The sequence below is a fragment of the Streptomyces laculatispora genome (genome assembly GCF_017353455.1).
Classification (GTDB): Bacteria; Actinomycetota; Actinomycetes; order Streptomycetales; family Streptomycetaceae; genus Streptomyces; species Streptomyces laculatispora.
The window spans coordinates 1-21,885 of the sequence record NZ_JAFMPZ010000519.1 but is presented as its reverse complement, the minus strand read 5'-3'; the positions used below and the strand labels follow the sequence as shown (position 1 = coordinate 21,885).

14 protein-coding genes and 3 pseudogenes are annotated in these 21,885 nt (G+C 68.3%); 14 read left to right on the top strand and 3 right to left on the bottom strand.

Annotation, left to right across the window (positions count from 1 at the left end; all coding sequences use genetic code 11):
• Positions 1–301 (bottom strand): annotated as a pseudogene (locus J1C73_RS27320) (hypothetical protein); the annotation flags it as partial.
• Here J1C73_RS27320 and J1C73_RS27315 point away from each other — a divergent pair.
• From J1C73_RS27315 to J1C73_RS27300, 4 genes and pseudogenes are all read left to right on the top strand, one after another.
• A pseudogene (locus J1C73_RS27315) lies at positions 263–848 on the top strand (TIM-barrel domain-containing protein); the annotation flags it as partial. The pseudogenes J1C73_RS27320 and J1C73_RS27315 overlap by 39 nt on opposite strands.
• 219 nt (positions 849–1,067) lie before the next feature.
• On the top strand, positions 1,068–1,712 hold the full coding sequence (locus J1C73_RS27310; RefSeq protein ID WP_207318720.1) for a histidine phosphatase family protein: 645 nt from the start codon (positions 1,068–1,070) through the stop codon (positions 1,710–1,712).
• A 243-nt stretch (positions 1,713–1,955) separates the two neighbouring features.
• The gene (locus tag J1C73_RS27305) at positions 1,956–3,047 is read left to right on the top strand and encodes a lytic polysaccharide monooxygenase auxiliary activity family 9 protein (protein ID WP_504744487.1); all 1,092 of its coding nucleotides are present in this window, start codon (positions 1,956–1,958) and stop codon (positions 3,045–3,047) included.
• Between the two features lie 144 nt (positions 3,048–3,191).
• Positions 3,192–4,101: pseudogene (locus J1C73_RS27300) on the top strand (IS982 family transposase).
• Between the two features lie 29 nt (positions 4,102–4,130).
• Here J1C73_RS27300 and J1C73_RS27295 read toward each other — a convergent pair.
• Positions 4,131–4,799, bottom strand: a complete 669-nt coding sequence (locus J1C73_RS27295; protein ID WP_207318719.1) for a type 1 periplasmic-binding domain-containing protein — start codon at positions 4,797–4,799, stop codon at positions 4,131–4,133.
• Positions 4,800–5,016: 217 nt separating this feature from the next.
• Between J1C73_RS27295 and J1C73_RS27290 the strand changes: the two genes are divergently transcribed.
• The 3 genes from J1C73_RS27290 (at position 5,017) to J1C73_RS27280 (ending at position 9,465) form a co-directional block, all read left to right on the top strand.
• Positions 5,017–6,228 carry a HupE/UreJ family protein gene (locus tag J1C73_RS27290; RefSeq protein ID WP_207318718.1) on the top strand — a complete coding sequence of 404 codons (1,212 nt, stop codon included), beginning with the start codon at positions 5,017–5,019 and terminating at the stop codon, positions 6,226–6,228.
• 135 nt (positions 6,229–6,363) lie between these two features.
• Entirely contained in the window at positions 6,364–8,340 is a 1,977-nt protein-coding gene (locus tag J1C73_RS27285) for a purple acid phosphatase family protein (protein WP_207318717.1), read from the top strand.
• A 75-nt stretch (positions 8,341–8,415) separates the two neighbouring features.
• Positions 8,416–9,465, top strand: a complete 1,050-nt coding sequence (locus J1C73_RS27280; protein WP_207318716.1) for a WxL protein peptidoglycan domain-containing protein — start codon at positions 8,416–8,418, stop codon at positions 9,463–9,465.
• Positions 9,466–9,573: 108 nt separating this feature from the next.
• Here J1C73_RS27280 and J1C73_RS27275 read toward each other — a convergent pair whose 3' ends face one another.
• Positions 9,574–13,419, bottom strand: a complete 3,846-nt coding sequence (locus tag J1C73_RS27275; RefSeq protein ID WP_207318715.1) for a GH92 family glycosyl hydrolase — start codon at positions 13,417–13,419, stop codon at positions 9,574–9,576.
• A gap of 501 nt (positions 13,420–13,920) precedes the next feature.
• On the opposite strand from J1C73_RS27275, the gene ngcE reads away from it, so the two are divergent.
• From ngcE to J1C73_RS27240, 7 genes are all read left to right on the top strand, one after another.
• Positions 13,921–15,366 (top strand): N-acetylglucosamine/diacetylchitobiose ABC transporter substrate-binding protein, encoded by a 1,446-nt coding sequence (gene ngcE / locus J1C73_RS27270; RefSeq protein ID WP_207318714.1) that lies wholly within the window; start codon positions 13,921–13,923, stop codon positions 15,364–15,366.
• 50 nt (positions 15,367–15,416) lie between these two features.
• On the top strand, positions 15,417–16,340 hold the full coding sequence (locus J1C73_RS27265; protein WP_207318713.1) for a carbohydrate ABC transporter permease: 924 nt from the start codon (positions 15,417–15,419) through the stop codon (positions 16,338–16,340).
• Positions 16,341–16,434: 94 nt separating this feature from the next.
• Positions 16,435–17,352 (top strand): carbohydrate ABC transporter permease, encoded by a 918-nt coding sequence (locus tag J1C73_RS27260; protein WP_370374988.1) that lies wholly within the window; start codon positions 16,435–16,437, stop codon positions 17,350–17,352.
• Between the two features lie 243 nt (positions 17,353–17,595).
• Complete coding sequence (locus J1C73_RS27255; RefSeq protein WP_123463186.1) at positions 17,596–18,795, top strand: ROK family transcriptional regulator; 1,200 nt, start codon at positions 17,596–17,598, stop codon at positions 18,793–18,795.
• Between the two features lie 123 nt (positions 18,796–18,918).
• Positions 18,919–20,016 (top strand): substrate-binding domain-containing protein, encoded by a 1,098-nt coding sequence (locus tag J1C73_RS27250; RefSeq protein WP_370374987.1) that lies wholly within the window; start codon positions 18,919–18,921, stop codon positions 20,014–20,016.
• Between the two features lie 225 nt (positions 20,017–20,241).
• Positions 20,242–21,036 (top strand): ATP-binding cassette domain-containing protein, encoded by a 795-nt coding sequence (locus tag J1C73_RS27245; protein ID WP_124285475.1) that lies wholly within the window; start codon positions 20,242–20,244, stop codon positions 21,034–21,036.
• The coding region (locus tag J1C73_RS27240) for an ABC transporter permease subunit (protein ID WP_443732228.1) at positions 21,033–21,885 on the top strand (853 nt) is incomplete at its 3' end. The genes J1C73_RS27245 and J1C73_RS27240, both read left to right, overlap by 4 nt.

Below are 21,885 nucleotides of genomic sequence, written 5' to 3'. Positions count from 1 at the left end.
CAGCGCGGTCAGCAGATCGGTGAAGGACTCGGGCACGACCGGCCAAGCCCATGGCCGTCCTGCGGACGTCCCGGTACTCGCCCTCGCTGTACCGGTTGTCGGTGGTGACGCGCAGCGCCGGGTCGGCCTCGCGCCGGAAGTCCTGCGCGGCGATCAGCTCGGCCCAGGTCTCCTCCTCGGTGGCCGGGCAGCGGCCCGCGAGGATCGGTTCGGTCCACACCAGGTTGTGCTGGGTGTCCGCGCGGACGACGGCGGCCAGGTCCGCGTCCGGCTCGGTGGCGGCCGGCAGTTCCCCGTCCACTGGGGCGGCGACTGCTGGTCCTCCTTCGGCGCGATGGCCGAGTCGCTGCGCGGCGGGCTCTCGTTGAGCCTGTCCGGCTTCGGCTTCTGGAGCCACGACATCGGCGGCCTCGAGGGCACCCCCGACCCGGCGGTCTTCAAGCGCTGGCTCGCCTTCGGCCTGCTCTCCTCGCACAGCCGCCTGCACGGCTCCTCGTCCTACCGGGTGCCGTGGGAGTTCGGCGACGAGGCGGTCGCGGTCGCCAAGCGGTTCACCGAGCTGAGGCAGCCTCCCGCTCCTGGTCCGCCCCGGCCCGGTCCTGCAGCTGGGCGCGGACATCTCCCGCCCCGACGGCGACTGGACGCAGAACCTGGAGCTGCGCGTGTACGTCCCCGCGTCCCTGGGCGACTTCACCCGCACGGTGACCGTCCCCGACCTCACGGGCGCCCCCGCCGCCACGTACGAACTGGTCCGCGAGGGCGGCACACTCCGTGTCACGGCGGACACGGACCGGCCGTACGAGGTCGTGGTCGTCGGCGACGTGTCGCTGGACGTGGCCAAGGGCTGAGGACGCGGTCGTCCCCTCTGGTCCCTGGCGCGGGACGCACGGAGCGGGAGGAGCGGCGATGTGCCGCATCCTGTTCCCTCCGGGCGCGCCGCCCCTGTCGCCACTGCCGGAATGCGATCGTGGACCAGCGAGTTTGCACCATTGACAGCGTGTGAAGCCGCCCGGCTTGACGGGCGGCTTCCGTGAGCGGAATCGGCACAGAGAGCGGATGGCCTCCACATGGGCGAGTTGATCCTGATCCGGCACGGCGAGACGGAGTGGTCCCGCAACGGACAGCACACGAGCCACACCGACCTGCCCCTGACGCCCCTCGGCGAACGCCAGGCCCGTGCCCTCGCGCCGCTGCTCACGGACCGCGACATCGCCCTCACCCTGGTCAGCCCCTCCGTGCGGGCCCGGCGCACCGCCGAACTCGCCGGGCTCGCCGCGCCCCGGATCACCCCCGAGCTGCGCGAGTGGGACTACGGCGGCTACGAGGGCATCACCACCCACGACATCCACCTCACCCGCCCCGGCTGGAACCTCTGGACCGACGGCGTCACCGCCGGCCCCGAGGCGCACCCCGGCGAGACCCCCGCAGAGGTCGGGGAGCGGGCCGACCGGGTACTGGCCGAAGTACGGGAAGCGGCCGGACGGGCCGGGGACGAGGACATTGCGCTCGTCGCCCACTCCCACTTCCTGCGCGTCCTGACCGCCCGCTACCTCGGCCTGACCCCTGCCGAGGGCACGCTCTTCCAGCTCGCCACGGGGGCGGTGTCCCGGCTCGGCAGGGAGCACGGTCAGCCGGTCATCACGGCATGGAACGTGACCCTGCCGGAGAGCCTGTTGACCACGGCGGTACCGGAGACCCCGGAACGGGCCTGAGGGCGAACGGAGTTGCGCGTCAGAGCGAGCCGTCCCTGACGGCCGCGCGGCCGTCAGGCGTGACCGCCGGGAAACGGGACCGAAGCGTTTACGGTCCGGCACCGGAGCGCTAGCCTCCCCGAGAAGTGGGAGCGCTCCCAAGCGTGCGGGCGCAACTCGGTGCAGCGCAGCCCGCCGCCGCACGACCCGAACGTTGTTCCGCCAATCCCCCCGGACGACAGCAGCGAAGGGACGTACCTCGTGATCCACCGATCGAGCCGCGGATTACCGATCGGGGGCCGGCTCCTGGCCGGTACCCGCAGCAGAGCCCTGCTTCTCACCCTGCTCGCCCTCCTCACGGCCGTCCCCGCCCTCGGGCTGGTCGTCGTCACCTCCGGCAGCCGGGCCGAGGCCCACGGCACGCCGATGAAGCCCGCCAGCCGCACCTTCCTGTGCTGGCAGGACGCGCTCACCGACACGGGGGAGATCAAGCCGGTCAACCCCGCCTGCCGGGCCGCCGCGCAGGAGAGCGGGACCACGCCGTTCTACAACTGGTTCTCCGTGCTCCGCTCCGACGGCGCGGGCCGTACCCGAGGCTTCGTGCCGGACGGCGAACTGTGCAGCGGGGGGAACCCCAGCTTCACCGGCTTCAACACGCCCAGCGCCGACTGGCCGCTGACGCATCTGACCTCGGGCGCGACCGTCGACTTCGCGTACAACGCCTGGGCCGCGCACCCCGGTTCGTTCTACGTTTACATCACCAAGGACGGCTACGACCCGACGCAGCCGCTCACCTGGGACGACATGGAGGAGACCCCCTTCCTCACCGTCGATCACCCGCCGCTGAACGGGAGTCCGGGGACGGTGGAGGCCAACTACTCCTGGTCCGGGACGCTTCCGGCCGGCAAGGACGGCCGCGACGTCATCTACATGGTGTGGCAGCGCTCCGACAGCCAGGAGACCTTCTCCTCCTGCTCCGACGTGGTCTTCGACGGCGGCAACGGCGAGGTGACCGGGGTCAAGGACCCGACGACCCCGACCGAACCGCCGCCCGGACGGTGCACCGCGACACTCACCACCACCAACAGTTGGAGCGGCGGATACCAGTCCGAGGTGACGGTCACCAACTCCGGCGACGTGCCGATGCTCGGCTGGATGGTCGGCTGGACCCAGCCGGACGGGCAGAGCGTGGACAGCCTCTGGAACGGCGCGATGACCGTCCAGGGCCAGGAGGTGATGGTCCACAACGCGGACTGGAACGGATCGCTCGATCCGGGTGGATCCGCGACCTTCGGATACGTCTCCGCCGGCGGTGACCCCGATCCCGCCACCGAACTCGCCTGCACGGTGGGGTGAGAACGCGGACGGCCGGCATCTCGTGGGGAGCCACCGGCCGTCCGTGCGGGACCCAGCGGTTCAGGAGATCGGCTCCGCCTTCCTAGATGAATGAGTCCAAGGGATGGCCTGCGGACATAGGACGAGGGCGTCCAATGTCAGTGTGTGAAGACAGACCTGGACACCCTCGCGACAGCACTCTATGCCCGGATCGACGACGAGTTGAAGGCTTCGCCATGGTTGGCCCCATGGCGGCCTGCCGTCGGGATCGTACCCACGCTCAGTGACGCCGAACTGGTCACCCTCGCGGTCATGTCGGCGCTGCTCGGCTACACCTCCGAGCGGCGCTGGCTGCGCCGCGCGAGCCGCGACTTCCGCCACCTGTTCCCGTATTTGCCACAGCAGTCCGGCTATAACAAGCGGCTGCGCGCCGCGTCCTCACTGCTCACACAGATGGTCCGGACCCTGGCCCGGGACACCTCACTGTGGAGCGACGATGTGTGGCTGGTCGACTCCACCCCGGTCGGCTGCGGCTGCTCGCGGGAGACGGCCAAGCGCTCGGACCTGGCAGGCTGGGCCGAGTACGGCTACTGCGCGTCACACTCACGATATTTCTGGGGGCTGCGGCTGCACCTGGTATGCACGCTCGGCGGCCTGCCGATCCTGTTCGCCCTCACCGGGGCGAAGTCCGACGAACGCGAGGCACTGCGCGACATGCTCGACACCGCCCCCGACGTCACAGCCGCCCACCCCGGCCAGACGATCATCGGAGACAAGAACTACTACGACCGCGAGTTCGAGCACGACCTTGCCGAGCGTCACCTGCAGTTGCTGCGGCCGGCAGGGAGAGGTTGAGCGGGCCGGCGCGCACCTGTTCAAGCCGCTGCGGCAGGTCATCGAGTCGATCAATCAGACCTTCAAGGGGCAGCTCGACCTGGAACGACACGGCGGCAAGAGCCCGGCAGGGGTGGCGGCCCGCGTCCTGTGCCGGATCCTCGCGCTCACAGCGGCGATCTGGCACAACGACAGGACCGGACAGCCGGTCAAGCGGTCACTGACCGCCTACGATCACTGACCGCAACAACACCCCTTGGACTCATTCATCTAGAACTCGTCCAGCCACACCACGATCCCGGTGTGCCCCGTCAGTACCGCCGCGGCGCCCGCCCGGATGGCGGCCGCGCAGCGGGCGTCGGTGAACGAGGCGGGGTCGTACGTCGAGGACATGCCGAGTCCCTCCCCGCGGAACGAGGCCCCCGACCAGTCGACCGCCGTCACGTTCTCGGTGGGTTCGGCGAGTTCCGCCCCCACCACCAGGAACTCCTGGGCGAGATGGCTCGGGCTGACGGCCGTCAGGGGATCGATGAGGTCGTTGCCCGCACTGACGACGAGGTCCGGGTGCAGGTCCAGCGCGCGGTTGACGGCGGGCAGGAGGTCGGCGGCGCCGGACGCGGTCACGGTCCGCAGGTCCACCTCCGCGTCCTTCGCCCAGGCCTTCACCGCCTTCGCCAGGGTCTTCGCCGGGCGGTCGCTGCCCGCGCTGAGCAGGACGACACGGGTGCCGGGGGAGGGCCGGACTCCTGACCACGAACCCGGGCTCGGCGTGAGCGTCGACTCCGGTGCGGGTGACCCGTGCGGACCGGTGAATCCCGCCCCCAGTGCGCCGACGGCGGAGGGGCCGGGGCGCCGCTGTGACCAGTCGTCGCCCGAAGCGCATCCGGTGAGCAGGGCTGCGGCCGCCACCAGTACGGCGGCCAGGGGCGGGCGGTGCAAGGCGATCGTCCTCCGGGAGGGGGTGCAGCGGCTGCCTGGCGGGGAGCGGGACGGAGCCGGTACGGAGTGGCGTTTTCCGACATCCTGCTCGTCCGTTCCACGCGATCTCCACCGATCCGACCCACGTCGAACGTTTGTTTTCTCATGGTTCGTCAATCGGTCGGCATCGGTTCATCCACGACCAGCACGGTGCACGGGCAACCCCCAAAGGAGACCCATGTCGCACCGTGTCCGCCGTCTGCTGCTCGTCTTCGCCGCGGCGGCCTTCCTCTTCCCCGGGCTCGTCCGGCCCGCCGCCGCCCACGGCTTCACCTCCGTCGTGTACGCGCACGTCACCGCCGACGGTGACGGCCCGCTCCGGACCGAACTGAGGCTGGAGTACGACCTGCTCGTCGTCTCGGCCGCCGACGCCGGTTCCGACGACCCCCTCTTCCGTGCCGGAACCGACGCGTTCGAAGCCGGGGACGCCCGCGCCCGCGCGGCGGCCCTCGACTCCCACCGCGAGACGGTCCTCGACTACGTCACCGAGCGCTTCACGGTCACCGCGAGTGGCGCCGGTTGCGAGCCCGCTCCCGTCGGCGGGTTCCGGATGGGCACCGAGGAGGGCGTGCCCTACGCGTTGCTCGCGCTCGACTGGACGTGCGCCGAACACGGCACCGGCGACCACGAGATCCGCAGCGCGCTCTTCCCCGGCCCGGAGGGCTATGTCAAGGGAACCAAGACGATCGTCACCTACGCCGTCGACGGCCGCACCGGCAGCGCCGCCCTCGACAGCGGGCACCCGGCCTTCTCGATCAGCCAGTCCTGGCCGGAGCGCTTCTGGGAGTTCTTCCGCCTCGGCGCCGAGCACCTGCTGACGGGCACCGACCACATCCTGTTCCTGCTCGCCCTCGTCGCCGGATCCCGGCGGCCCCGCGAAGTCGTCCTGGCCGCCACCGGGTTCACCCTCGCCCACTCGGTGACGTTCCTGCTGGCCGCCCTGGGCCTGGTCGACGTCCCCGCGGGGCTGGTGGAGCCCGTCATCGCCCTGTCCATCGCCGTGGTCGCGGGCTGGCACCTGTGGCGCTTGCGAGGGGGCGGCGCCCATGTCGCGGAGCTTCGGGCGCCGGGCGGGAGCCGGTTCGCCCTGGACCGTGCCGGGTGGACCCGCCTCGGCGTCGTGTTCTGCTTCGGCCTGGTGCACGGCCTCGGCTTCGCGGGCGCACTCGGTATCGAGGCCGCGTGGTCATGGACTCTGCTGTGGTCGCTGCTGGTGTTCAACATCGGCATCGAGGCCGTCCAGCTCGCCTTCATCGCCGTGCTGTTCCCGCTTCTTCTGCTGCTCGGACGCCGCTCGCCGCGGGCCTCCCGGTGGGTCACCGGAGCCCTGTCGGCGGGAGTGGCCGCCATGGGGCTGGCCTGGTTCGTGCAGCGCGTGACCGGATCGTAAGGGCTTGTCAGCGGTGATGTTCAGCCTTCGCCCAGACCGGCTTCGCGCGCCGTTCACCCAGTGCCGAGAGCTTGGTGATCTCCTTCGTGTGCGCACTTCATGCTCACCGTTTATTCACAAAAGAATCGATACTTCATGAGAACGCACTCCTCCCGGCAGGCCCGAAGGCCTGTGCGGCACCGGGTAGCCACCGGCGCCACCGCCGCCTTCCTCGGCCTGGCCGTGGCGTTCGCGGGCGGGCAGGCCGCGCCCGCCGCCGCGGCCGAATCCTCCACCCTCTCCGGCATCGTCCTGGGCGTCGGCGCCAACGAGACCCAGCGCACCGTCAGCTGGTACTCCTCCGCCGACACCGCCCAGAAGGTCCAGCTCGCCCCCACCGCGCGGCTCACCGGTGGCGAGTTCCCCGCCGACTCCGCCAACTTCGACGCCCTGGGCGCCAAGAACATCGCCACCAGCGGCGGCTACAACCGCAGTGCCGCACTCACCGGCCTCAAGGAGAACACCGCTTACTCCTACCGCGTCGGAACCGAGGGCAACTGGTCCCCGGCGTACTCCTTCACGACCCAGGACTTCGAGGGCGAGTACGACTTCCTGTTCCTCGGCGACCCGCAGATAGGCTCCTCCGGAGACCTGGCGCAGGACCAGGCCGGCTGGCAGGACACCCTGGACGTGGCCACCAAGGCCAACCCGAAGGCCGAGATCCTGGTCTCCGGCGGCGACCAGGTCGAGAGCGCCAACAACGAGTCCCAGTGGAACTCCTTCCTGGCGCCCGACCAGCTGCGCCAGTACCCGTGGGCCGCCACCATCGGCAACCACGACGTCGGCGGCAAGGCGTACGAGCAGCACTTCTCGACGCCGAACACGGACAACTCGGGTGCGCTGTACGCCAACGGCAACCCGGCGTCCGACACCTCGGGCGGAAACTACTGGTACATCTACAAGGATGTGCTGTTCATCGACCTCAACAGCAACAGCTACGCCACCTCTCAGGGCGGCGGAGGCGACGCGGCGCACACCAAGTACGTCACGGACGTCATCAACGAGCACGGCTCCGAAGCCAAGTGGAAGGTGCTCGTCTACCACCACTCGATCTACTCGCCGGCCGCGCACGCCAAGGACAAGGACAACAAGGCCCGCCGGGTCGACTTCCCGACGACCTTCTCCAAGCTGGGCGTCGACATGGTCCTGCAGGGCCACGACCACAGCTATTCCCGCAGCTACCTCATCAAGAACGGCGAGAAGGCCGATCCCGGGGAGCAGCCCGGCGCGGCCGACGTCTACGCCGGTCCCGGCGGCGTCCTCTACGTCACGGCCAACTCGGCCTCCGGTTCCAAGTACTACGACATCACCAAGCCCGACTCCAGCGGCACCAGCGGCGCGGGCAACGGCGCCGACCCGCTGAACCCGGACAGCTACTGGTACAACTCCCTCCAGAACCAGGAGCACGTCCGCAGCTACGTCAAGGTCCAGGTCCGCGACGAGAAGCTCGTCGTGGAGAACATCCGCAGCGGCAGCTGCGACGCACCCAACTCCCAGGTCTCCAAGGGCGACTGGTGCAAGAACACCACCGCCGCCCAGCCGGTCGGCTCGGTCGTCGACAAGGTGAGCGTCCACCCGTACAACGGTGACGGCCAGTCCCTCCAGGTGAACGTGCCGAAGCCGGCTCCGGGCGAGTTCGGCTGGACCATCGACGGCTACAACGGCCTGGTGGACCTTGGCACGGCCAAGGAAGAGAACGGTGACCACTTCACCGCCTCCGGCAAGATCAACCCGATTCTCGTGTCGGACACCCGCCGCTCCCTCTCCCCGTGGGCGGTCTCGGCCGGTGTGAGCGAGTTCAAGGACGCCGGGAAGACGTTCGGGGGCTCCTACCTCGGCTGGTCGCCGTACCTCCTCGACCAGGGCGCCGGCGCCAAGGCCGGTGCGTCGGTCCCCTCCGGCTACGGCGGCAAGGGTGACGGCCTGGCCCTCTCCCGGGGCCTCGGCTCGGCACCTCAGGGGCACGCCCGCGGCACGGCCAAGCTGGGCGCCGACCTCGACCTGAAGATCCCGGACTCCGTCCAGAAGGGCGGCTACCGCGCCACCCTCACGATCACCGCGCTGAGCAGCTGACCCTCCCCGCTCCACCGGCGTGGCAGGCTCCGGTACGCCGCAGCCTGCCACGCCGCCGTTCCGAGAGAGACCCCCATGCACGCAGTGGCACCACCTCGCCGCACCGCCGCCCTCCTGGTCCTCCTCGCGGCCCTGGCGTTCGGCACGTCCACCGGCCCGGCACGGGCGGCTGAGGGCGACGTCACCTGGACGGTCCGGACGGCCGGGAACGACTACGGGGAAGACCGGTCGAGCTTCGGCTACGCCGTCAACCCCGGCGGTGAGGCCGAGGATGCCCTGATCGTGGCCAACCGCGGCACCGAGCCGTTGAACCTCGCCGTCTACGCCGCCGACGGATTCACGACGGAGAAGGGCCGGCTCGACCTCCTCACCGAGGGGAGGAAGTCCCGCTCCATCGGCTCCTGGGTCCAGGCCGGCCGGAAGAGCGTCCGGATAGCCCCGGGGAAGAGCGCCGCGATCCCGTTCACCGTCAAGGTCCCGCGCGACGCGCCCCCCGGCGACTACGTGGGGGGCATCCTGACGTCGCTCAAGCAGTCCGACGACACCGAGGGCATCGCTGTCGACAGGCGCCTCGGCATCCGGATCAAGCTGCGTGTCAGCGGCGCCCTGCGGCCCGCACTCGCCGTCGAGGACGTGCACGTCGACTACCGGGGTTCCGCCGGTCCGTTCGCCCGGGGCGACGCCACGGTGACCTACAGCCTCCACAACACCGGCAACGCCCTGCTCTCCGGCACCCAGAAGGTCACCCTCACCGGCCCCTTCGGGACGCTGAGCACCGAGGCCGGCAGCATCGCCGCGCCGCCGGAGCTGCTGCCCGGCGAGCGCTGGAAGGTCACGGTCCCCGTCCACGACGTCACCCCGGCCTTCCGGCTCACGGCCGCCGTCGCCGTCACCCCGCTCGTCACCGACGCCGCAGGCTCCACCACCGCCCTGGATCCCGTCCGGACCACGGCCCACGGCTGGGCCGTTCCCTGGGCCCTCCTGCTGCTCCTGGTTCTCGTTCTGGGCGCGGCCGCGGCGGCAATCGTGCTCGTCCGGCGGGGGCGCGTCCGGCGCGCACGGCGTGAGGAGGAGCGGGTGCGTGAGGCAGTGGAACAAGCCCTGCGGGACAAGGCAAGCCGGTAGAGCCGGCTGAGCGGGGTCGCGTCACCCGGGCCCGACGGGCCGGTCGCACACACGGGAACGGGCCGCCCGGTGTGCGGGCGGCCCGTCCTCATGCGGTCGGCGGGTGACTCAGGAGATCAGCTCGATCTCCGCCAGCGTCGCCGTCTCCGTGCTCACCAGCCGGTAGTGCGCGTAGGAGCCGGGGGACTTCACCGTGAAGGCCCTCGTCTGCTTGTCCCAGGCGAAGGTCTGGCCGGACCGCTTGTCGAGGTCCTTCCAGGCCGTGCCGTCCGCGGATCCCTGCAGGACCCAGCCCGTCGGGGCCTTCGCCGCCGTGGCCGAGGTCAGCGTGTACTGGACCGCCTTCGTGCCCGCGGGGGCCGGCAGCTCCACCGACTCGACCTGGGCCGAGGTCGCCGAGGTGTTGTCGAACAGGGTGCCCGCGCCCTTCAGGACGTCCTTCTTCGGCGACGGCACCTTGTCGTCCTTGGTGATGGAGACCGGGGCGGCGTCCTTGCCGGTGCCCCAGGCCGACGGCTTGGAGCCCATGTCGAAGTCCAGCACGCCGCCCTTGGCCAGCAGGTCGTGCGGCAGCGAGGTGGACGTCCACTTCTTGCCGTTCACCTTCAGGCCCTGGACGTAGATGTTCTTCGCGCTGTTCTTCGGCGCCTTGACGACCAGGTCGCGGCCGTTCTCCAGGTGCACCGTGGTCTTGGTGAACAGCGGGGAGCCGATCGCGTACTCGCCGCTGCCCATGACCAGCGGGTAGAAGCCGAGCGAGGAGAAGAGGAACCACGCCGACTGCTCGCCGTTGTCCTCGTCGCCGTGGTAGCCCTGGCCGATCTCGCTGCCCGTGTACAGGCGGCTCAGGACCTCGCGCACCTTCTCCTGCGCCTTGTAGGGCTGCGACGCCGCGTCGTACATGTACGTGACGTGGTGCGCGACCTGGTTGCTGTGGCCGTACTGGCCCATCCGTACGTCACGGGCTTCCGTCATCTCGTGGATGACGCCGCCGTACGAGCCGACGAACTCCGGGCCCGCCGTCTCGGGGGTGGAGAAGTACGTGTCCAGCTTCTTGGCCAGACCGTCCCGGCCGCCGTAGAGGTTGGCGAGGCCACGGCTGTCCTGCGGGGCGGTGAACGCGTAGCCCCACCCGTTGGTCTCCGTGTAGTCGTAGCCCCAGACCCGCGGGTCGAACTGGTCGGACGGCAGCCGCCAGTCGCCCTTGGGGTTCTTGCCCTGGAAGAAGCCCGCCTTGCTGTCGAACAGCTCGACGTAGTTGCGGGCCCGGTTCATGAAGTACTCGGACTCGTCCTTGTAGTGCTGCTTCTTCGTCTTCTTGTAGAGCGCCTCGCCCATCTGCGCGATGCCGTAGTCGTTGAGGTAGCCCTCCAGCGACCAGGACAGGCCCTCGTGGGTCGAGGTGTCCGCGTATCCGGCGAAGGGCGAGGTCTCCATGCCCTTGCGGCCGACGCCCGAGGTCGGCGGGACGACCGTGGCGTTCTTGAGGGCCGCGTCGTACGCCGCCTCGGCGTCGAAGTCCACGCCCTTGACGTAGGCGTCGGCGAACGCGACGTCCGACGACGTGCCGGTCATCAGGTCCGAGTAGCCGGGCGAGGACCAGCGGGAGATCCAGCCGCCGTCCTTGTACTGCTGGACGAAGCCGTCCACCATCTCGCCGGCCTTCTTCGGCGTGAGGAAGGAGTACGCCGGCCACGTCGTCCGGTAGGTGTCCCAGAAGCCGTTGTTGACGTACACCTTGCCGTCGACGATCTTGGCGCCCGTGTGGGTCGGGGTGTCCGAGCCGGTCTGCGGTGAGAACGGCGAGGCGTACTTGTCCTTGCCGCCGACCTTCTCGAAGCCCGAGTTCGGGTAGAGGTAGAGCCGGTACATGCTGGAGTACAGCGTGGTCAGCTGGTCGGCGGACGCGCCCTCGACCTCCACCTTGCCCAGCAGGTCGTCCCAGGCGCCCTGGGCCTTGTCCTCGACCCGGCCGAAGGAGCGCGAGGCGGGGATCTCCGCGGCCAGGTTCTGCTTCGCCTGGTCGATGCTGATCAGCGAGGTGGCCAGCCGCAGGTTGACGGTACGGTCCTTGCCCGCGTCGAAGCGGAGGTAGCCGGTCACGTCGTCGCCACCGCCGCCGGAGAGCTTCCCGCTGCTGGTGACGGGGGCGTCGAAGACGCCGTACACGAAGAGCCGGGTGGCACCGGTCGAGCCGCCGCTCTTCACATCGGAGAACCCGGTGAAGGAGCTGGTCTTCGGGTCGAGGGTGAGCCCGCCGTCGTTGGAGACGTTGTCGAAGACCATGCTCGCGTCCTTGCCCGGATACGTGAACCGCATCCGCGCCGCGTGGTCGGCCGGCGTCATCTCGGCCTTGAGGCCGTTCTCGAACGTGACCCCGTAGTAGTGGGGCCTCGCCGTCTCGTTCTCGTGCCTGAACGGCAGCGCGCGCGCCGTGCGCGACGCGTCCGGGGTGCCGGACGCGGCCGACGGCATCAGCTGGAAGGTCTGCCGGTCGCCCATCCAGGGGCTCGGCTCATGGCTGGCGCTGAAGGCCTGCAGGGTGGGCAGGTTGTCCTCGTTGTTGCCCTTGGCGTAGTCGTACAGCCAACTCGTCGATCCGGCGTTGGTCACCGGGGTCCAGAAGTTGAAACCGTTGGGGACGGCGGTGGCGGGGAAGTTGTTGCCGCGGGAGAAACTGCCGCTGGAGTTGGTGCCGCGGACGGTCGAGGCGTAGTCCGACAGGTGCGCCTTGCGCTTCTGCGGCGCCTTCGGGGCGATCTTGACGTCGTCGATCCAGCCCTGGAACTTCGACGGGCCCTTGGGGGAGTCGTACGCGACGAGAATCCGGTCGACCGTCTTGCCCGCCGCGACCGTGCCGATCTGCGCGTCGACCTTGTTCCACTGGTTGACGTACAGCCGCTTGGCGTCGGCCTGGCCCTGCGGGGTCAGCAGACCGCCGTTGGAGTCGGTGGCGCGCAACTCGCTCAGGTACGTGCCGTCGGTGAACGCCAGGTCCACCGCGACGTGCGTGGCCGGGTAGGACAGGTCCGTCTTACCCATCTGGGGGTAGACCAGGTAGGAGAGCTCGGTGTCCCGGGTGACGGCCGTGTTGACGTCGAAGACCTTGTTGTACGAGTAGGCCCGGCCGTCCGCCTTGTGCGTACCCGCGTAGCGCAGCGCCTTCATTCCGGTGAAGCCCGCGCCGGCCTTGGCGGTGGGGGAGCCGGAGGGGCCGCGGTCGATCTGGCTGCGCATGTCGGCGGGGGCCGGGGCCGAGGTGTCCCCGTCGGAGAACTGGACGTCGGCGAGCTGGGTCGCGTCACCGGCGCCGTTGTTCTTCGTGATGTCCAGGCGGAAGTGCTGGTAGGCCTTGTCCGTCGTGAAGTCGTAGGACTTGGTCTGGAAGCGCTCGGAGAAGGTCTGGCCGGTCCGGGAGTCCAGGTCCGTCCAGCTCTTGCCGTCCTCGGATCCCTGCAGCGTCCAGTCCTTCGGGTCCCGCTCGTCGTGGTCGTTGGCCGAGGTCAGCGCGTACGTGACGACCTCGACCGGCTCGGAGAGATCGAACTCGGCCCAGGCGGTGGGCTTGAAGGACAGCCACTTCGTACCGGATTCACCGTCGACGAGGTTTTCCTTCACCTCGCCGCCGCCGGTGTTCTCATCGCTTGCACGGACATCTGTGACCTTGTCGGTCACATTGCCCGGAATTCCTGCGGAGAAGCCGCCATCGATACCCGATGTCCGCTTCTTTCCGTCAGGGCCTTCTTCGACGGTATTGCGCCAGTCCGGCTGCTTCTCGTCCGCCTCGAAGGATGAACTGAATATCCGGTCGCCCGAAGGCTTATGACCCTTTTCTCCTGACCCGGCCGACTGAGCGGCGGCCGCCGTGGGGGCTGTCACGACCAGGACCAGTGAAGCCGCGATCAGTGCGGCCGTACTGTTTTGTCTCTTGCGAGAACCGTGTCGGGGCTGCATGCCGAGCCATTCCTCCCGAGGAAGTGCGCTTGGACAACGTTGTCAGAAGCGTGCGCAAGAACTAGTAGGGAGCGAAGTGGCTCGTGGTGTCAAGGGTGTTGGATGGGAGCCCGTAGTCGAATCGACCGTATTGCGGAAATCGTTACATCCGGAGGAGGCCGTGAGGTGCCGAGGTATCCGCGAGGTCTCAACTCGGGAAAGACTGCCGCCCAAACCTGCATTCGATCTTGCTCAGTTGGCCGCAAGTGGACTATACCTGTCGGCATCTGCACAGCTTTTTCAACTGTGCGACAGGGGGGACAACGGGGGCAGGGCAGCTCGACGCGCCGCAGGCGCGTCCGGTGGCCGGTCCCCCCGACGCCCCCCACTGCAATGGCTAGCCTGAAATCTGCACCACCCAAGCGCAACCGACCGCGGTGGCGGGGCCCTTCGCCTTAGGCGAATATCGATGGGCGACCGGTACAACACCGCCTGAGTCCTGTAGAAGGCGAGGACTTGAGCATGGGATCCACCTCCGCCCACAAGAATGAGGGCCTTGGCCGTCGCGACGTGATCAAGCGGTCTGCCGCACTCGGTCTGATCACCGTCCCGACAATGAGCTTCCTGTCGGCGTGTGCGAGTAGCGACAGCAGCAGCGACGACACGGTCAAGAAGGGCAAGACCAGCGCGAAGAACCCGCTGGGCGTCAATGACACGGCCGGTCTCGACGTGGTCATCTTCGACGGCGGCTTCGGCCAGCAGTACGCGATCGACGCGGAGAAGCAGTACACCTCGGCGTTCCCCAAGGCCAAGGTCAAGCACACCGCGACGCAGAAGATCCAGTCGCAGCTGCAGCCGCGGTTCAACGGTGGCACCCCGCCGGACCTGATCGACAACTCGGGCGCCGAGCAGATGGACATGGGTGTCCTCGTCGGCAAGAAGCAGTTGCTCGACCTGACGCCGCTGATGGACGCCCCGTCCTTCGACGACCCGAGCAAGAAGGTCCGCGACACCCTGCGACCGGGTGTTCTGGAGATGGGTCAGTTCGACGGTGACCCGGTCTGGATCATGTACTACGCGTACACCGTGTACGGCGTCTGGTACTCGCAGACCGCGCTCGACAACCTGGACGCCCAGTACCCCGAGAACTGGGACGACATGCTCGCCCTATGCGAGAAGGCGAAGAGGAAGGGCATCGCCGGCTGGACCTATGCCGGTAAGTACCCCTACTACCTTCCGTTCTCGCTCTACCCGTTCATCGCCAAGATCGGCGGCCGGGAGGTTCTCGACAAGATCGACAACCTGGAGCCGAACGCCTGGAAGGACCCGGCCGTCAAGTCGGCGTTCGAGGCGTACTACGAGCTGTACAAGAAGGGGTACATCCTCAAGGGCACCCCGGGCCTGACCCACATCCAGTCCCAGACCGAGTGGACCAAGGGCAAGGCGCTCTTCATCCCGAACGGTTCGTGGGTGGAGAACGAGGCGGCGCCGACCACGCCCAAGGACTTCAAGATGATGGTCGCGGCGCCGTCCAGCCTGGACTCGTCCGACAAGCTGCCGTTCGGCACCCTCTGGGCGTCCGGCGGCGAGCCCTTCATCGTCCCGGCCAAGGCGAAGAACCCCGAGGGCGGCATGGAGCAGCTGCGCATCATGCTCTCCGAGGAGTCCTCGAAGAACTTCACCAAGCAGGTCAAGTCGCTGAGCGCCTACAACGGCGGCACCGATGGTCTCACCCTGTCCACGGCCATGCAGGCCGGCGTCGACGTCCTGAAGAAGGCCGGCGACAACGTGGTGAACCCGCGTATGCAGGACTGGTACGCCAAGCTCCAGAAGGAGCAGATCGGCACGGCGGGCATCGGCGAGATGATGGCCGGGCGCCTGACTCCGGCCGAGGCCATCAAGAAGATCCAGGGCTTCGCGGACGCCGCGGCCAAGGACCAGTCCATCAAGCACTACAAGCACCAGTGAGTAACCGTCACCAGCGGCGGCACCCGCGGAAAGATCGGGGTCGGTAAACGATGCAGCACGGCAAGTACCGCTTCATTGTGGGATTCTTGGTAGTCCCACTGGTGTTGTACGCGGTCTTCGTCATCTGGCCGTTCATCCAGGCCATCTACTATTCGTTCACGGACTGGACCGGTCTGAGCCCTGACTTCAAGATGGTCGGCTTCGACAACTACACCAGGATGCTGAAGGACGACATCTTCTGGAAGTCCTTGCAGCACAGCGTGCTGCTTGTGCTGCTGCTGCCGCTGGTGACGCTGGGCCTCGCGCTCTTCTTCGCCTTCATGCTCAATGTCGGGGGCCGGCGGCGCAAGAACGCCGCGGTCTCCGGCGTGCGGGGTTCGGGTTTCTACAAGATCGCCTACTTCTTCCCGCAGGTGCTCTCGATCGTCATCGTCGCCCTGCTGTTCCAGTTCGCGTTCAACCCGCGCAGTGGAATGCTGAATTCGGCGCTCAAGGGAATCGGGCTCGGTTCCATTCAGCCGGACTGGCTGGGTGACCCCAGCCTGGCGCTCATCTGCGTCATGTCGGTGCTGATCTGGTCGACGGTCGGATTCTTCGTCGTCCTCTTCTCCGCCGGAATGGCCTCCATCCCGAAGGACTTCTACGAGGCGGCGCTCCTGGACGGGGCCAGCCGCGTCACGACGTTCTTCAGGATCACCCTGCCGCTGCTCTGGGACACCGTGCAGTCGGGCTGGGTCTACATGGGCATCCTGGCGCTCGGGGTCGAGGCGTTCACGGCCGTACAGGTCATGACCGTGGGCCCCGGCGGCCCCGACTACGCGACCACAGTCCTGCCGTTGTACGTCTACCAGACGGCCTTCCGTGACGGTCAGGCCGGATACGCGACGACGATCGGTGTCGGACTGCTCATCATCACCATGGCGTTCGCCGCCATCGTGATGCGACTGGGCCGGCGTGAGCGGCTGGAGTTCTGATGCCGTGCTCCCCGGGGCGCGGCGCCCGGATCCCCAGCAGGCAAGACAGCCCGGCCCCGGCGGCCGGCTCGACAGTAGTACGAGGTGAGCACACGTGAAGGCCACTGATACCCCTCCCGTGGTCACGGTGAAGGAACCGGCCCCCGTGTCCAAGGCGCCCGAGAAGGGCGGCAAGGAGAAGGGCGGCGAGGGCAAGGTCCTCAATGTCTTCTCGCACGGCGTACTGGTCATCTGGGCGATCCTGGTGGTCATGCCGCTGCTCTGGGCGATCATGGCCTCGTTCAAGACAGATGACTCGATCCTGTCGACGCCGTGGGCGCTGCCGGACAAGCTTCACTTCGAGAACTGGTCGCGTGCCTGGAGTCAGGCGCACATGAGCGACTACTTCTTGAACACCATCCTGGTGGTGGGCGGTTCGCTCATCGGCACGTTGCTGCTCGGCTCGATGGCTGCGTACGTGCTGGCGCGGTTCGACTTCCCCGGGAACCGCTTCGTGTACTACCTGTTCATCGGCGGGATGAGCTTCCCGATCATCCTGGCGCTGGTCCCGCTGTTCTTCGTGATGAACAACATGGGCCTGCTGAACACGCGGCACGGACTGATCCTGGTCTACATCGCGTACTCGCTGCCTTTCACCGTCTTCTTCCTCACCTCGTTCTTCCGCTCGTTGCCGAGTTCGGTGGCGGAGGCGGCGATGCTCGACGGGGCCTCGCACACCCGGACGTTCTTCCAGGTGATGTTGCCGATGGCGAAGCCCGGCCTGATCAGCGTCGGTATCTTCAACTTCCTCGGTCAGTGGAACCAGTACCTGCTGCCAACGGTGCTGAACACCGATCCGAAGTACCGGGTGCTCTCCCAGGGCCTGGTCGAACTGGCCAACGGCCAGGGCTACAAGGGTGACTGGTCCGGTCTCTTCGCCGGCCTGGTGATGGCGATGCTGCCGGTCCTCGCGGCCTACATCATCTTCCAGCGCCAGGTGGTGGCGGGCCTGACGGCGGGAGCCGTGAAGTAACAGCTCTCCAGCGTCGCCCGGCCCCACCCGCCGTCCGCGCTGACCTCTGAACGAACCGAACCGCCCGCCGGCATCCACGCCGACGGGCGGTTCGTCTGTGTACGGGGGAGTTCGCCGACGTCGTCGTGCGAGGGTCCGGTGCTCATCCGAGGCTTCGACTGCTCAAGGTCTTGACGGGGAGTACCCCAAAACGCTCAGCTTAGAGTTCACATGTTGGAGAATATGGCAGGAGTGAGAGAGTCGATGGAGACTCCGGGGTCGCAGACATCTCTGCATCGCGCCAACCTTGAGCGGGTAGTGCGCGCCGTACGTATGGCGGGTTCACTCACCCAGGCGGAGATCGCCAGGAGCACGGGCCTCTCCGCGGCCACCGTCTCCAATATCGTTCGCGAACTGAAAGAGGGCGGCACGGTCGAGGTGACCCCCACCTCGGCGGGCGGCCGCCGTGCCCGCAGTGTCTCGCTCAGTGGTGACGCGGGCATCGTCATCGGCGTCGATTTCGGACATACGCACCTTCGGGTGGCGGTCGGCAACCTGGCCCACCAGGTCCTCGCCGAGGAGTCCGAGCCGCTGGACGTGGACGCCTCCTCGGCCGAGGGCTTCGGGCGGGCGGAGCAGCTGGTCAACCGGCTGATCGAGACGACCGGGATCAGCCCCGGCAAGGTGATCGGGGTCGGCCTCGGTGTTCCCGGCCCGATCGACGTCGAGTCCGGCACGCTGGGCTCCACGTCGATCCTGCCGGGCTGGACGGGCATCAACCCCAGGGAAGAGCTGGCCGGACGCCTCGGGGTGCCGGTCTACGTCGACAACGACGCCAACCTCGGGGCGCTGGGGGAGCTGGTCTGGGGGAGCGGCCGCGGGGTCAGGGACCTCGCGTACATCAAGGTCGCCAGCGGTGTCGGTGCCGGTCTGGTGATCGACGGGCACATCTACCGGGGCCCCGGCGGCACGGCCGGCGAGATCGGCCACATCACCCTCGACGAATCGGGCCCGGTCTGCCGCTGCGGCAACCGGGGATGCCTGGAGACGTTCACGGCCGCGCGGTACGTGCTGCCCCTGCTCCAGCCCAGCCACGGCCCCGATCTCACCATGGAGCGGGTCGTCCAACTGGCCCGTGAGGGCGATCCGGGCTGCCGCCGGGTGATCGGCGACGTCGGGCGGCACATCGGCAGCGGGGTGGCGAACCTCTGTAATCTGCTCAACCCCAGCCGGGTGGTGCTCGGCGGTTCGCTCGCGGAGGCGGGCGAACTGGTCCTCGGGCCGATCCGCGACTCGGTCTCGCGCTACTCCATCCCCAGCGCCGCACGGCAGTTGTCGGTGCTTCCCGGAGCCCTCGGCGGCCGGGCGGAGGTGCTGGGCGCGCTCGCCCTCGTCCTGAGTGAGATGGGGGATTCAACCCTTTTGGAGAGCACTCTTCCCGCTGCGACTCCTGCCTTCACTTAGATAACGAATGGCACCGTTGTCATCTCGTTAAGGATTTACTCCTTGACGCTGGCCCCGGGGCCGAGTTGACTTCCAGCCACCTCGGCCGCAACGCTGCGGCCTCGTCAGGGAGGCACACCCAGAATGAACGCAATGACGCGACGCATCGTCATAGGCACGGCCGCGGTTTCCATGGCCGTCTCCCTCGCAGCCTGTGGCAAGGCGGGCGACGACAAGGACAGCGGCAGCGGTGGCGACAGCAAGACCATCGGCCTGCTGCTCCCGGAGAACAAGACCACGCGTTACGAGACCTTCGACCGCCCGATGATCGAGGCGAAGATCAAGGCGCTCTGCTCCGACTGCGACGTCAAGTACAACAACGCCGGCGGGGACGCGGAGACCCAGAAGAAGCAGTTCGACGCGCTGGTCACGCAGGGCATCAAGGTCATCGTCCTGGACACGGTCGACTACAAGGCCGCGAAGTCCTGGATCCAGCAGGCGGACAAGAAGGGCGTCAAGGTCGTCGCGTACGACCGTCTCGCCGAGGGCCCGATCTCCGCGTACATCTCGTACGACAACGAGAAGATCGGCCGCCTCCAGGGTGAGGCTCTCGTCAAGGCGCTGGGTGACAAGGCCAAGAGCAGCAATGTCGTCATGATCAACGGCTCGCCGCTCGACCCGAACGCCCCCTTCTTCAAGAAGGGCGCGCACAGCGTCCTGGACACCCAGGTCAAGAAGGTCGTCTACGAGCAGGACATCCCGGACTGGTCGCCGGACGAGGCGAACAAGAAGATGGGTGCCGCCATCGACTCGCTGGGCAAGAAGGGCTTCCAGGGCGTCTACTCCGCGAACGACGGCATGGCCGGTGGCATCATCACCGCCCTCAAGAAGCAGGGCGTGAAGGTCCCGGTCGGCGGCCAGGACTCGGAGCTCGCCGGTCTGCAGCGCATCCTCGCGGGCGAGCAGTCGTTCTCGATCTACAAGCAGATCAAGCCGCAGGCGGACACCACCGCCGGCATCGCGGTGAAGCTCCTCAAGGGCGAGAAGTTCGACGACCTCACCAACACCAAGGTCGACAGCCTCTCGGGCGAGTTCAAGGGCATCCCGTCGCGGCTGTACGACGCCACGGTCGTGACCAAGGAGAACATCGGCTCCACGATCGTCGCGGACAAGGTCTACAAGGCCTCCGACATCTGCACCGCCGAGTACAAGGCGGCCTGCGACGCCGCCGGCATCAAGTAGCACCGGCGGGCAAGCCCGCAGGGCGCCCCTTGCCAGTCCGGCACCCGCCCCGTCAACGCCCCGCAAAGCGGGGGCGGGGCCGGACTCCTCTCACCGGATCCGGTCGTCGGACTGCCGCCGCCCCAGGCCTCATCGCCACCGGGCGACGACGGCGGTCCGGCGGCCCGAACCGGCACCCCCCCTGTGCAATGCAGCACCATCCCCGCCGGTCAGGCGGCGAAGGAGATGATTCACGTGTCCGCTACGCCCGTGCTGGCGTTGCGCGGAATCTCCAAGCGGTTCGGCGCCGTTCAGGCGCTCACCGATGTGGACCTGGAGATTCACCCCGGCGAAGTGGTTGCCCTGGTCGGCGACAACGGCGCCGGCAAGTCAACCCTCGTCAAGACCATTTCGGGGGTCCACCCGATTGACGAAGGCGCCATCGAGTGGGAGGGCGGGACGGTCCGGATCAACCGGCCCAACGACGCCCAGGACCTCGGAATCGCCACCGTCTACCAGGACTTGGCCCTCTGCGACAACCTCGATGTCGTCGCCAACCTCTTCCTCGGCAACGAACTGCGCAGCGTCTCCGTCCTCGACGAGATCGCGATGGAGAAGCGCGCCAAGGAACTCCTGGACACCCTGTCCATCCGGATCCCCAGCGTCCGCATCCCGGTCGCCTCGCTCTCCGGTGGCCAGCGCCAGGTCGTGGCCATCGCCCGCGCCCTGATCGGCGACCCCAAGGTCGTCATCCTTGACGAGCCGACCGCCGCACTCGGCGTCGAGCAGACCGCCCAGGTCCTCGACCTCGTGGAGCGGCTGCGCGAGCGCGACCACGGCGTCATCCTCATCAGCCACAACATGGCCGATGTGCGCGCCGTCGCGGACAGGGTCGCGGTGCTCCGACTGGGCCGCAACAACGGCGTCTTCGACGTCGCGACCACGTCGCACGAAGAGATCATCGCCGCGATCACCGGCGCCACGGACAATGCCGTCACGCGCCGTCAGGCACGCTCAGTCACGAAGGAGGACGCGAAGTGAGCGACCTCGCCAAGACCCCCGGGCCTTCCACCGAGAAGACCGGGAAGGCCGAGCAGAACGCCACGGTGCCGGCCCAGGCGGCCGAGCCGTCGACGGCGCCCGTCCCCGCGGTGGACCCGCGCCTCCTCGTACGCGAGGAGGGGTTCAAGGGCTACTGGTCGGAGTTCACCCGCAAGGTGCGCGGCGGTGAGCTCGGCTCCCTGCCCGTCTTCGTGGGCCTGATCGTCATCGCGATCGTCTTCCAGCTCCAGAACAGCAACTTCCTCTCCGCCAGCTCCGTCGCCAACATCGCCGTCTACAGCTCCGGCCTCGGCATCATGGCGGTCGGCATCGTGTTCGTGCTGCTGCTCGGCGAGATCGACCTCTCGGTCGGCTCGGTCGCCGGTGTCGGTGCGGCCACCTGGGCCGTGCTCAACGTCAACCACGGCTGGCCCGAGTGGCTGGCGATCGTCCTCGCCGTCCTCGCCGGAACGGCGCTGGGCGCTCTGCACGGCTTCTTCTTCGCCAAGATCGGGGTGCCGGCGTTCGTCGTCACCCTGGCCGGCTTCCTCGGCTGGAGCGGTCTGCAGGACTGGATGATGGGCGGCGAGGGCTCGATCAACACGCCGTCCGGCAGTGTCGTCGAGGACCTCACCAACTACTTCTTCGAGGACAAGGCCGTCGGCTACGCCCTCGCCCTGGTCGCCGTGCTCGCGTACGCCGCGTCCCTGCTGGTGGACAGCAAGCGCCGCAAGGCCGCGAACCTGCCCGCCCGCCCGATCGCCGAGATCGTGCTGCGCACCGGCATCGTCGCCGTCCTGTGCTTCGTCGTCGCGTACGTCCTGAACGAGCCCGCGGGCGCCCGCGGGC